The sequence below is a fragment of the Pelagovum sp. HNIBRBA483 genome, assembly GCF_040931995.1.
Taxonomy (GTDB): Bacteria; Pseudomonadota; Alphaproteobacteria; order Rhodobacterales; family Rhodobacteraceae; genus JAEPMR01.
In genome coordinates, this window is record NZ_CP162412.1 from 2,107,681 (window position 1) to 2,119,469 (window position 11,789).

The following is an 11,789-nucleotide window of genomic DNA, read 5'->3' on the forward strand; positions in this document are numbered from 1 at the left end:
ACCTTTGACGGCTGAGGCTCCAAACCGCCGCTATGATACAGATTGCCCTGATTACTGGCGCCAGCCGCGGGCTGGGTGCCGCTCTTGCAGAGGCGCTTGCGCCGACCCATCACATTATCGCTGTTGCCAAGACGGTCGGCGCGCTCGAAGAGCTGGACGACCGGATCAAGGCCGCTGGCGGGCAAGCGACGCTCGCACCGATGGACATCACGGTAGAAGCGGCGATGCAGCAGCTCTGCCGTTCGATCTTTGATCGTTGGGGAAAGCTGGACCTGTGGGTGCATACCGCGGTGCATGCAGGGCCGTTGGCCCCTGCAGGGCATCTGGCAGATAAGGACTTCGACAAGTCGATGGATACCAACGTCAAGGCGACGGCGCGGCTGATCGCCTATGCCGCGCCGCTGATTGGCGAGAGCGGGCGGGCGATCTTCTTTGACGATCCACGCGGCGGGCAGGCGTTTTTCGGCCATTACGGAAGCTCGAAAGCGGCGCAGGTTGCGCTGGCGCGCAGCTGGCAGGCGGAAAGCGCCAAGACGGGGCCGCATGTGCGGATCTTGACACCGGAACCGATGCCGACGGCGGTGCGGGCGCGGTTCTTCCCCGGTGAAGCGCGTGATGATCTGGCCGATCCGCGCGATGAAGCGGCGCGGCTCTTGCCGCAAATCCTCGCCTAACTGCTTTCGATCTCGCGCATCTCTGACTGCGCCTGTGCGATGATCCAATCGCGCACGGCTTCCGCCTGTGGAATGAGCGGCCGCGTCTTGGACCAGACGAGGTAGAAACCTGCGCCAGTGCGCCACGCCCATTCGGGCCGCGCGGCGAGGAGGCCCTGCCGGATCAAGCCGCGGGTGACGTGCTGCCAACCGAAGGCGAAACCCTCCCCCGCGATGGCGGCTTGCAGGACCAGCGCGTAATCATTGAGCCGCAAACCCGCGACCGGCTCGCGGTTGTGCACATCGTGATGGGCGAACCATTGCCGCCATGTGGGGCGCGCGCGGATCGGTTCTTCGAGGTGGATCAAGCGCTCGTGGAGCAAGTTCGGCACGGAACGGAGGTTGCGGGCGGAGGCCATGACGAGGGGGCTGGCGATCGGGAAGATCACCTCATCCGCGATTTTGGCGGCGTGCACGTCGGGCCAATCCCCCTGCCCCCGCCGGACGGCGAGGCTGATGTTCTCGGCGTCGATGTCCGGCTCGTGGTCGCTGGACTGGAGGCGGAGGTCGATCTGGGGGTGATCGCGGTGCAGTTCCTGCAAGCGAGGCATCATCCAGTAATATGCAAAAGCGGATGACGCATTGAGCGTGACGTGATCGCTGCGCCCGTATTGCCGGACCTGCCGCACCGAACGGAGCACATCCTCGAACGCGCGGGTGACATCGGCGTGGAGGCGGCGGCCTGCATCGGTCAGCGTGACCTTGCGATGCGTTCGGTTGAACAGAAGAACGCCCATTGCCTCCTCCAACTGGCGGATCGCGGCGCTGACGGCGGGTTGCTGTACATTCAACTCTTGCGCTGCAGCGGTGAAGGAACCGAGCCTTCCTGCGGCTTCAAAGACGCTCAAGTGGCGCGGCGAGGGGAGGATTTTCCAAAGCTCTTGCATAACTGAGGATTATCCAAAGCATCGGAATTTTCAAGCGTCACAAGCATCTGTCGCCGCATTACCATCACGCGAGAGCTTTCAGGATGATCCCCATGGCCAGACGCGCCCGCCCGAACCGATCACATTCCACCGCGCTCGGTGCGGCGCCACCGTCACCCCATATCCGCCGTACCTTGCCCTTCTTTGATGTGCTTGACGACGAGCAGATCGAGAAGCTGGAACGGCAGGTGGACTGGCTTTTAGAAAATGTGGGCATCGCCTTCCGTGACGACCCTGAAGCACTGGAGGTCTGGCAGCAGGCCGGAATTACGCCGGATGGCGACCGAATCCGCGCTGATGCGAAATGGATCCGTGCGCTCTGCGCCAAAGCGCCGCGCCATTTCATCCAACACGCCCGCAACCCCGACCGCAGCGTGGTGATCGGGGATGGAAATCAGGTTTTCGCGCCGATCTATGGTGCGCCGTTTGTGCGCGATCTGGAAAATGGCCGCCGCTACGGAACGATGGCCGACCTCGAAAACCTGATCAAGCTTTCCTACCTGCACCCGAACCTGCACCACACGGGGCTAGTGATCGTCGAGCCATGTGATGTGGCGGTGAGCCATCGGCATCTGGACATGCTGTTCCTGCACATGACGTGCTCGGACAAGCCGCATCTGGGCGCTATCACGGAAATGAGCCGCGCGGAGGACAGCGTGGCGATGGCGGAAATCCTGCACGGCGCCGACGGGTTAGAGGAGCGCTGCGTGATCATGGGTAACGTCAATACCAACTCACCCCTGTTGGTGGATAAGGTGGTGACGCAAGCGATCCGCGCCTATTGCGGGCGGGGTCAAGGGATCGTGGTGGTTCCGTTCATCCTCTCAGGTGCGATGGGGCCGGTTTCCACTGCTGCGAGCGTGGCGCAAGCGATGGCGGAAGCGATGATCTGCTGTGCTTTTGCGCAGCTCGTGCGGCCGGGTGCGCCGTTTGTACTGGGGAACTTCCTCTCATCCATGTCGCTCAAATCGGGCGCACCGACCTTTGGCATGCCGGAGCCGGTGATCTCGAACTACGCGATCGGGCAACTTGCGCGGCGGGCGGGCCTGCCCTTGCGCTGTGGTGGCTCGCTCACGGCCTCGAAAATTGAGGATGCGCAGGCGGCCTATGAAAGCGCGGATTCGATGCATTCCACCATGTTGGCGGGTGCGAATTTCGTCCTGCATGCGGCGGGGTGGCTGGAGGGGGGCCTTTGCACCGGATACGAAAAGCTGATCATGGATGCGGACAGGCTGGGCAGCTACCAAAAGGTGCTCGCGCAGGGGTTGGATTGCAGCGATGAGGCGATGGCGCGGGATGCCTATGATGAGGTCGCGCCGGGTGGGCATTTCCTTGGCTCCGGCCATACGATGCGCAATTATCAAACCGCTTTTTATGAGCCTGCACTGAGCAACAGCGAAAACGTGGAAAGCTGGGAGGAAGCCGGCAGCGCCGATATGCGGATGCGGGCCAATAAACGCTGGAAGGACATGCTGGCCGCTTATGAAGCGCCGCCAATAGACCCCGCGGCCAAGGAAGCGCTGGCGGCTTATGTGGCCAAGCGCAAGGAAGAAATCCCCGAAGCCTGGTACTAGGCCGGAAACCCAAAGAGGGAGGAAAACATGCCCGAGATACAAAAAGAGGTCGAAACTGGCGGCAAGGCGCTGCCCTCTCATGCGAAGGTGGTGGTGATCGGCGGTGGCGTTGTCGGCTGCTCGATCCTGTTCCATCTGGCGAAGTTCGGCTGGAAGGATGTTGTGCTGCTGGAACGTGATGAGCTGACATCCGGCTCCAGCTGGCACGCGGCGGGGCAGATCCACACGATCAGTTCCGACCCGAATATCAGCCGCCTACAGGGCTATACGATCGACCTTTACAAAGAGATCGAGGAGACATCGGGCCATTCCGTCGGCCTGCATATGACCGGCGGGTTCTACGCGGCATCGACGAAGGAGTGGTATGATTACCTGAAGCGCGAGCGCTCGAAGGCGCGGTATATGGGGCTCAATCAAGAATTCATCAGCCCCAAGGAGCTGGCTGAGCGGCACCCGCTGATCGACCCGAAGCACTATTACGCCGCGCTGTGGGATGATCAGGACGGCGATCTCGACCCCTCTGGCGCGACATATGCTTTTGCCAAATCGGCGCGGGTGCATGGGGCGCAATATTTCACCCATTGCGGGGTCACGGCGATGACCCAGCGGCCGGACGGCTCGTGGGATTTGACCACACCGAAGGGCGTGATCAATGCCGAGCAGGTGGTGAACTGCGGCGGGCTTTGGGCGCGTGAGGTCGGCCATATGTCCGGCATTCACCTGCCGGTGCAGCCGATGGAGCACCATTACCTGATCACCGAGGCGATCCCGCTGATCAAGGAGCGGATGGAGAGCATGGGCGAGGCAGGCCGCCTGCCCGCTGGTATTGATTACGAGGCGAATATCTACTTCCGGCAAGAGCGGCAGGGGATGCTGCTGGGCACTTATGAGCCGAAATCGACGCCGTGGAAGGTCGACGGTACACCTTGGGACTTTGGCCATGAGTTGTTGCAACCGGATCTGGACCGGATCGCGGACCGGCTGGAGATGTCCTTTGAGCGCATACCGACCATCGGCGAGGCGGGGATCAAGGATATGATCAACGGGCCATTCACCTTTGGCCCTGATGGCAACCCGATGATCGGCCCCGTTCCGGGGATGCGGAACTACTGGGTCGCGGTGGGTGTCATGGCGGGCTTCTGCCAAGGCGGCGGCGTGGGCCTGACCATGGCAGAATGGATGATCGACGGGGAACCGTCGATTGACGTCTGGGCGATGGATGTGGCTCGTTTTGGTGAGTTTGCGACGCCGGACTGGGGGACGGTGAAATCATCCGAAAACTACGAGCGGCGCTTCGTGATGACTTTCCCCAACGAAACGCTGCCCAAGGGCCGGATGCAGAAAACCACCGCGCTCTATGACCGATTGGTGGCGAAAGGCGCGCGGATGGGTCAGGGCTTTGGCCTTGAAAACGCGCTGTGGTTTGCCGACGGGCCCGAAGATGCCCATGAGGAGCCGACCTTTGAGCGCAACCGGAGCCACGATTACGTTGCGCGGGAGGTGAAGGCGGTACAGGAAGCCGTGGGCGGGATCGAGATCGCCAACTTTGCCAAGCATGAGTTCAAAGGCGCGGGCGCGCGGGCCTATCTGGACCGGACGCTGGCGGGCTATGTGCCAAAACCCGGGCGGCTGACGCTGACACCGATGCTGACGCCGAAGGGGCGGCTCTATGGTGATTTGACGGTGGCGTGTTTGGCAGAGGATCATTTCATCCTCTTCGGCTCAGGCGCGATGCAGGAGGCGCACCGGCGTTGGTTCGAAAAAGACCTGCCGGATGATGTGCGCTATCGGAACGTCAGCGATGATTGGCACGGGATCGCGCTCTCTGGCCCGAAATCGCGGGCGCTGCTGCAACGGCTGATGCGGGAGGATGTCTCTGCCGAGGCGTTCAAGTTCCGCGACCTGCGGCAGACATTCGTCGCAGGCGTGCCGGTAATTTTGAACCGGATCAGCTTTTCCGGTGAGTTGGGTTACGAGATCTATTGCAAACCGCAATACCTGTTGCGGCTTGCAGAGGCGATCGAGGAAGCGGGTGCTGATCTGGGCTACCGCTGGTACGGGGCGCGGGCGCTGATGTCGATGCGGCTGGAGAAGTGCTGGGGCGCGTGGACGCTGGAATTTCGCCCCGACTTCAACGCGGTTGAGAGCGGCATGGATGCGTTCATTAACTGGAAGAAGGACTTCGTTGGCAAGGAAGCGACAGAAGCCCTCCGTGCAGAAGGCCCTGCCCGCAAGCTGGTGACGCTGACCATCGACGTGGAAGGCATCGACGTATCCGCCGATGAAGCGATCCTGAAAGATGGCGCGGCGGTGGGCTATGTCTCCTCCGGCGGCTATGCGCACAGGGTCGGGAAATCCATGGCGATGGGCTATGTCGCGGCGGAACATGCGACAGCAGGAACGAAGCTACAGGTGGAAATCCTTGGTGAGATGTATGGCGCCGAGGTGCTCGCTGGCCCGCTTTATGATGCGAATGGCGGGTTGATGCGCGGGTAGATCACATTGCAATCGGTTGCACTTTTTCGTGCAATATGAGAGGCTCCCCGTGCAAATCGGGGAGCCTTTTTCATGCGGGTGACATTACGGGAAGTGGCAGAGAAAGCGGGCGTTTCGCGCTCCGCCGTGTCGCGGACCTTTACCGAGGGGGCTTCTGTCTCCCCCAAGACCCGCGCGAAGGTGATGAAGGCGGCGGAGGCGCTCGGCTATCAACCCAATGCGCTGGCCTCATCGCTGACCACGGGGCGGACAAAGCTGATCGGACTGATCTCTAACAACTTCAAGAACCCGTTCTTCCTCGAAGTGTTCGACCTGTTCACCCGTGGGCTACAAGAGGCCGGATTGCGACCGCTGCTCGTCAATCTCACTGATGAAACAGACCCCGAACAATCGCTGCGGATGTTGCGGCAATATTCGGTGGATGCGGTGATTGTTGCCTCCTCGACGCTGCCGACCTCATTCGCTACGGCCTTTCGCGTCGCAGGGGTGCCGGTGCTGCACTGCTTTGCCCGCGCCAGTGACAACCCCGATGTCCATGTTGTAGGGATCAACAACGTCGCGGCGGGGCGGCTGGCGGCGCGGGAGATGAAGGCACGCGGCTACAGCAAGGTGGGTTTCTTGGGCGGGCCGGATAGCGCCACCTCCACCCAAGACCGCCTGCAAGGATTTGCGCAGGAAGCACAAGCGCAGGGGATGCAGGTCACGGCCACACATGCGCGCAGCTACAGCTTTGCGGCGGGGCGCGCGGCGATGCTGTCTCTGTTAAAGCACACGCCTGCGGAGGCATATTTTTGCGGCGATGACGTGATCTCGATCGGTGCGCTATCTGCACTGCGGGACAGCGGCTTGCGCGTGCCGGAGGATATTGGCCTGCTTGGGGTCAACGATATGGAGATGGCGGGCTGGAACGGCATCGACCTGACAACGATCCGGCAACCGGTGAAGCAGATCGTGGAGGCGGCGATCGCGCAATTGGGGCTGCTGCTGGAAGATCCGCAGCGACCGCCCGAGGCGCGGCTTTTTAGCTGCGAGGTGGTCGAACGGGCAACGCTCAGGCCGCCCGTTCAGGAATGATCAGCGGAACATTGGCGGGCGGGCATCGACCCAAGCGCCTTGCTTTTTGGAGCTGTCGACAGCGGCATGGACGGCTGCCATAGAGCGCAAGCCATCCTCTGCCTTGGGGAAGAGATTGGCGGCAGGATCCATCGCGCGGCCTTCCTTTTCTGCGTTAATAGCTTCCGCCAAGTCATTGTAAATATTTGCAAAAGCAAGTGGCATGCCCTCGGCATGACCCATCGTGACACGGCTTGCGCGGTCGGCCTCGGGGGAAAGGCCCGCTTCGCCGCGCTCGATGATCTGGTTGCGGCCTGCAACTGGGGTCCAGATCAGCTGGTTGGGCTGTTCCTGCGCCCAGCGAACGCCGCCTTTGGAGCCGAAAACCTGCAAGGTCAGGCCATGCATCCGGCCAACAGCAATCGAAGACGTCCACAAACGGCCCGCAGCGCCACCGTCGAAGCGCAGGTTAACCATCGCATCATCTTCGAGCGTGCGGCCTTCGATGGTTGCGACAAAATCTGAAGAAAGGGTCGTAACCTCCTGCCCCAAAACGAAACTTGCCATATGCAGCGCATGGATACCGCAATCCGCGAACTGGGCGGAGACGCCCGCCTGGGCGGGATCATAGCGCCAGCGGACGCGGGGGTTATCCATGTCAGCGGCATTGGCGTGATGGCCGTGGGAGAACTCAGCCATGACCATGCGGATATCGCCCAGATCACCGCGCGCCACCATCGCTCGCATGTGCCGCACCAGCGAGTAGCCGCTATAGCCGTAGTTGACCGCGCAGATGCGGTCCGTCGCGCGGGAAATGCGGACGATTTCTTCGCCTTCCTCGACGGTCATTGTCATCGGTTTTTCGCAGAGCACATGGAAACCTGCCTCAAGGAACGCCTTGGTGATCTCGAAATGCGTGGCATTGGGGGTGGCGACCGTCACCAGATCAATCCGGTCGTCGCGGTTACGCTCACCTTCGAGCATTTCGCGCCAGTCGCCATAGGCGCGGTCGGCGGCGATGCCGAGCCGCTGGGCATAGGCGCGGCCTGCTTCAGGATTGGCGTCTAAAGCACCGGCTTCAAAGGAGAAATACCCATCAAGACCAGCGCCAAGACGGTGTGCTGGACCAATCTGGCTGCCTTCACCGCCGCCGATCATGCCCCATTTGAGTTTCTTCATTTTGATCCCTCAGATTTCAGAAACGTTGACCCACCGGCGCCCGCTTTCAGAGGCGCGCGCAGCGGCGATGATACGATTGACCTCGTGCCCCTCACGGAAGGTCGGCCAGACCGGTTCGCCAGTATGGATCGCTGTGAGGAAGTCTTTGGCCTCGATTATGATGGTGTCATTATAGCCGGTGCCATGCCCCGGCCCCTGACAGAACGGCGCGTAATCGGGGTGCGCGGGGCCGGTAAGGATTTTGCGGTAGCCGCGCTCTGCCTCTGGTCCGTCAGCGAGGTATAGCTCGAGCGCGTTCTGGTCCTCCTGATTGAAGCGCAGTGCGCCTTTGGTGCCGACAACCTCGTAAATATAGCCCATCTTGCGGCCGTGATGGGTGCGGCTGAAGTAAAGGTGGCCCTGCACGCCGCTCTCGAAAGTGACGAGCATTTGTGCCTGATCGTCGTTCTTCACCGCGACGCCGCCGCGCTGCGCATGGACCGTTTTGCGGTCGGCCATGACCTCGGCAATTGGGCCGAGAAGCGCGCGGGCCGCATTGACCATGTGCGGCGCGAGATCACCCAAGCAACCTGCGGCCTCCGTCTCTGTCCGCCAGTTGGCGGGGGCTGCAGGATCGGCGAGGAAATCCTCGGAATGTTCGCCACGGAACCATGTGACATCGCCAATCAACCCATCCGCGATCAGCTTGCGGGCATATTGGGAGGCGGGTGTGCGGATGTAGTTGAACCCGACCATGTTGGCGACGCCTGATTTCTCGGCGGCGGCGACCATTGCGGCGCTGTCTTCGAGGCTTTCGCCCAAGGGCTTTTCGCAGAGCACATGCTTGCCGTGCTCGATTGCGGCAAAGGCTATCTCGCGGTGGGTGGCTTGCGGGCTGGCGATGACAACGGCCTCGACGGCCGGATCAGCGACGAGTTCACGCCAATCGGCGGTGCCGCGCTTGAAGCCGTAGGCGTGACGGTATTTCTCGGCCGATTGCGGAGAGGTGGCGGCGATCATTTCGAGCCGTGGGCGCAGGGGTGTGTCAAAAACAGCCGCCACGGAGGCCATCGCCACCGAATGGGCTTTTCCCATGTAACCACCGCCGATGATACCGATGCCGATGTCCGCCATTTTCTCCTCCCAAGTGTATTGAAACCGGTTGCAATTCAGGTATCGTTATTCAGACAGAGTCGTCAATGCAAAAGGAGTGTGCCTTGGCAAAAGTAAGCGAGCGCCTGCGCGGTCGGGCGATCCTTGTGATGGGGCGTGCGGGGCTGGACCTCTACCCTGCCCCTGCCGGCACGAAGATCGAAGATGCGACGAGCTTTACCGCTGGCTTGGGCGGCTCGGCTGGCAACATTGCCGCGGCGCTGGCGATTGCGGGCACGGAAACAGCGATGCTGTCCTGCGTCTCGGACGATGCGGTGGGGCGCTACACGCTGAAGGAGCTGGCGCGGCGCGGCATCGACACAAGCTATGTGCGCACCGTTGGCGGGGAGGCGCGCAACACGCTGGCGCTTTCGGAAAGTGTGTTCGAAGGCCACGAAACGGTTGTGTACCGCAACGGGGCGGCGGATTTTGAAATGGGCATCGACGATGTGCGAGCTGTTGATTTCAGCGCCTATGGCGGGATGGTCACAGCTGGAACGGTGTTGGCAGCAGAGCCTGCACGCAGTGCGGCGCTCAGCGGGTTTGACCGTGCGCGGGCGGCGGGGTGCCTTTGTATCCTCGACGTGGATTACCGCCCTTATAGCTGGCCCAGCGCGGAGGAGGCTTCGCGCATTCTCAGCCAAGCGGCGGTCAAGAGCGATGTTATCGTCGGCAATGACGACGAGTTCGGCTTTATGGCGGGCGCTTATGAGAAAGGCTTTGCCAAAGCGCGGGAACTGGCTGCCGAGGGGCGGCTGGTGATTTACAAAATGGGCGAACGCGGCGCGATCACCTTGCAGGGCGACGCGCAGATCGAGACGCCGGTTTTCCCCGTCGATACACTCAAGCCGGTGGGCGCAGGCGATGCCTTCCTTGGCACCATGCTGGCGGCGCTCGTGAAAGGCACCGCGCTTGATGATGCCGTGCGGCGCGGCGCTGCGGCGGCGGCAGTGGTTGTCACGCGCCCGGGCTGCTCAATCGCCCTGCCGACCCCTGAAGAACTGGACGCGTTCATCGCGCAAAGGAGCTGACATGCATATCCCCCCCTATGACAATAAAAACGCACCGATCGTCGATGTGGGTGACGCGCGGGTGCCGCTCAACTACTTCAACATCGTCAAACTGACGAAGGGGCAGGCATTCACTTATCAGGTGCCGGGGTTCGAAACCTGCGTCGCCCCTGCGACGGGGTCTGTTGACCTTGATATTGAAGGCTATGAGGTCAAAGCACTTGGCAATCGCGGCGTCGATGTCTGGGACGGGGAGCCGGAAGGCACCTATGTGCCATCTGGAGCGAAGGTGACGATGGTGTGCGTTTCCGACAGTGCGGAAGTGTTCGTTGCGGGCGCAAAATACGACGAGGTGCTGGACCCGTTCACCGTGCGGCCTGATGAGATTGATCTGGTGCAATACGGATCGGACGACACCAAGACGCATCGCAAGATCAAGCACATCCTTGGCCAGAAGCAGCATGGCAAGGTGGGGCGCCTGTTGGTGAGCGAGTTGTTTACCGTCGGGCAAGGCGGCTGGTCCGGCTTTCCGAGCCATAAGCATGACACCGACCGCCTGCCGAACGAAACGCGCCATGACGAAACCTATAACTTCCGGTTCCGGCCCAATCACGGCTCGGGGATGCAGATGCTCCAGCGCGAGGATGGCGCTGTTGGCGAGGCTTATCACATCGTCGATGGATCGACCTTTGTGATCGATAATGGCTATCACCCCTGCTGCGCCCTGCCCGGCTACGAGATGTATTACTTCACCATTCTGGGCGGCCTCTCGCAGCGGAGCCTTGTGCAGTATTTCCAGCCGACCCATGCCTATCAGGTGGAAACAATCCCCGGCATCAAGGACATGGTGGCGAAGTTCAAATGACGGTTGCGACGCTGGCAGAGGTGCTGCGCCCCGCGATGCGCGAGGGCTATGCGGTTGCTGGGCTGGTGGTGCTGGGTTGGGAAGACGCCCGCGCCTATATCACCGCCGCCGAAGCCGCCGGAATGCCGGTGATCCTGCAAGCGGGGCCAGGGTGCCGCGCCAACACGCCATTGCCGATCTTGGGCGCGATGTTCCGGCATCTGGCGGAGGGGGCGTCGGTGCCAGTGGTGAGCCTTTTGGACCATGGCAAGACGCTGGAGGAATGCCGGATCGCGCTGGAGAGCGGGTTTTCCTCGATCATGTTTGACGGGTCGCGCTTGCCGTTAGACGAAAACATCGCGCAAACGGCAGAGGCGGTTGCGATGGCGCATCGCGCAGGGGCCAGTTGCGAGGGCGAGATCGGGTTCGTGGGCTACGATGCCGGCGAGGAAAGCCACGGGACCGACCCGCAGGAGGCCGGACGATTTGCGCGGGAAACCGGCATCGACGCGATGGCGATCAGTGTGGGCAACGTGCATTTGCAACAGGAAGCGGCGGCGGTGATTGACCGCGCGCGGCTGGCCGCAGTTCAGGCGGCCGCGCCTAATGTGCCCTTGGTGATACATGGCGGCTCTGGCGTTTCGGAAGCGGACCGTATCGCTTTGGCACGGGAAACGGCGGTCGCGAAATTCAACATTGGCACGGAATTGCGCCAGACATTTGGCGCGAGCTTGCGCGCAACGTTGGAAGAAAACCCTGCGCTGTTTGACCGGATTGGTATCCTCTCGCAAGCGGAAGCGGCGATGGCGCAGACCGCCGAGAATATAATCGGCGCTTTCGGCCCCAAGTAAGAAAATCCTTTA

Annotated in this window: 10 protein-coding genes; 7 read left to right on the top strand and 3 right to left on the bottom strand. The window is 61.7% G+C overall.

Going from position 1 to position 11,789, the window contains the following annotated elements; genetic code table 11:
* Positions 1–32 precede the first annotated feature (32 nt).
* Positions 33–674, top strand: a complete 642-nt coding sequence (locus tag AB1E42_RS10400; RefSeq protein WP_368344174.1) for an SDR family oxidoreductase — start codon at positions 33–35, stop codon at positions 672–674.
* Here AB1E42_RS10400 and AB1E42_RS10405 read toward each other — a convergent pair.
* Positions 671–1,600, bottom strand: coding sequence for a LysR substrate-binding domain-containing protein (locus AB1E42_RS10405; RefSeq protein WP_368344175.1), 930 nt, complete (start codon positions 1,598–1,600; stop codon positions 671–673). The two genes, AB1E42_RS10400 and AB1E42_RS10405, sit on opposite strands and share 4 nt — an antisense overlap.
* A gap of 92 nt (positions 1,601–1,692) precedes the next feature.
* Between AB1E42_RS10405 and AB1E42_RS10410 the strand changes: the two genes are divergently transcribed.
* The 3 genes from AB1E42_RS10410 (at position 1,693) to AB1E42_RS10420 (ending at position 6,783) form a co-directional block, all read left to right on the top strand.
* Positions 1,693–3,213: a trimethylamine methyltransferase family protein gene (locus tag AB1E42_RS10410; protein ID WP_368344176.1), complete on the top strand. Its 1,521-nt coding sequence runs from the start codon at positions 1,693–1,695 to the stop codon at positions 3,211–3,213.
* A gap of 27 nt (positions 3,214–3,240) precedes the next feature.
* A complete protein-coding gene (locus tag AB1E42_RS10415) occupies positions 3,241–5,709 on the top strand; it encodes an FAD-dependent oxidoreductase (protein WP_368344177.1) in 2,469 nt (822 codons plus the stop codon).
* 72 nt (positions 5,710–5,781) lie between these two features.
* Positions 5,782–6,783 carry a LacI family DNA-binding transcriptional regulator gene (locus AB1E42_RS10420; RefSeq protein ID WP_368344178.1) on the top strand — a complete coding sequence of 334 codons (1,002 nt, stop codon included), beginning with the start codon at positions 5,782–5,784 and terminating at the stop codon, positions 6,781–6,783.
* Here AB1E42_RS10420 and AB1E42_RS10425 read toward each other — a convergent pair whose 3' ends face one another.
* Both AB1E42_RS10425 and AB1E42_RS10430 read right to left on the bottom strand, forming a co-directional pair.
* Entirely contained in the window at positions 6,784–7,941 is a 1,158-nt protein-coding gene (locus AB1E42_RS10425) for a Gfo/Idh/MocA family protein (protein ID WP_368344179.1), read from the bottom strand.
* A 9-nt stretch (positions 7,942–7,950) separates the two neighbouring features.
* Positions 7,951–9,054, bottom strand: coding sequence for a Gfo/Idh/MocA family protein (locus tag AB1E42_RS10430; protein WP_368344180.1), 1,104 nt, complete (start codon positions 9,052–9,054; stop codon positions 7,951–7,953).
* 83 nt (positions 9,055–9,137) lie between these two features.
* Between AB1E42_RS10430 and AB1E42_RS10435 the strand changes: the two genes are divergently transcribed.
* The 3 genes from AB1E42_RS10435 to AB1E42_RS10445 are packed head-to-tail and all read left to right on the top strand — an operon-like array spanning position 9,138 to position 11,777.
* Entirely contained in the window at positions 9,138–10,103 is a 966-nt protein-coding gene (locus tag AB1E42_RS10435; protein ID WP_368344181.1) for a PfkB family carbohydrate kinase, read from the top strand.
* A 1-nt stretch (position 10,104) separates the two neighbouring features.
* On the top strand, positions 10,105–10,947 hold the full coding sequence (locus AB1E42_RS10440; RefSeq protein WP_368344182.1) for a 5-deoxy-glucuronate isomerase: 843 nt from the start codon (positions 10,105–10,107) through the stop codon (positions 10,945–10,947).
* The gene (locus AB1E42_RS10445) at positions 10,944–11,777 is read left to right on the top strand and encodes a class II fructose-bisphosphate aldolase (RefSeq protein ID WP_368344183.1); all 834 of its coding nucleotides are present in this window, start codon (positions 10,944–10,946) and stop codon (positions 11,775–11,777) included. The genes AB1E42_RS10440 and AB1E42_RS10445 overlap by 4 nt, the downstream gene beginning before the upstream one ends.
* Positions 11,778–11,789 lie beyond the last annotated feature (12 nt).

What these genes read in the sequence shown, in the direction of transcription:
- AB1E42_RS10405 (WP_368344175.1), bottom strand. Translation starts at nt 1,600, where the DNA reads ATGCAAGAGCTTTGGAAAATCCTCCCCTCGCCGCGCCACTTGAGCGTC.
- AB1E42_RS10420 (WP_368344178.1), top strand. Translation starts at nt 5,782, where the DNA reads ATGCGGGTGACATTACGGGAAGTGGCAGAGAAAGCGGGCGTTTCGCGC.
- AB1E42_RS10445 (WP_368344183.1), top strand. Translation starts at nt 10,944, where the DNA reads ATGACGGTTGCGACGCTGGCAGAGGTGCTGCGCCCCGCGATGCGCGAG.
- AB1E42_RS10430 (WP_368344180.1), bottom strand. Translation starts at nt 9,054, where the DNA reads ATGGCGGACATCGGCATCGGTATCATCGGCGGTGGTTACATGGGAAAA.
- AB1E42_RS10400 (WP_368344174.1), top strand. Translation starts at nt 33, where the DNA reads ATGATACAGATTGCCCTGATTACTGGCGCCAGCCGCGGGCTGGGTGCC.
- AB1E42_RS10410 (WP_368344176.1), top strand. Translation starts at nt 1,693, where the DNA reads ATGGCCAGACGCGCCCGCCCGAACCGATCACATTCCACCGCGCTCGGT.
- AB1E42_RS10425 (WP_368344179.1), bottom strand. Translation starts at nt 7,941, where the DNA reads ATGAAGAAACTCAAATGGGGCATGATCGGCGGCGGTGAAGGCAGCCAG.
- AB1E42_RS10440 (WP_368344182.1), top strand. Translation starts at nt 10,105, where the DNA reads ATGCATATCCCCCCCTATGACAATAAAAACGCACCGATCGTCGATGTG.
- AB1E42_RS10415 (WP_368344177.1), top strand. Translation starts at nt 3,241, where the DNA reads ATGCCCGAGATACAAAAAGAGGTCGAAACTGGCGGCAAGGCGCTGCCC.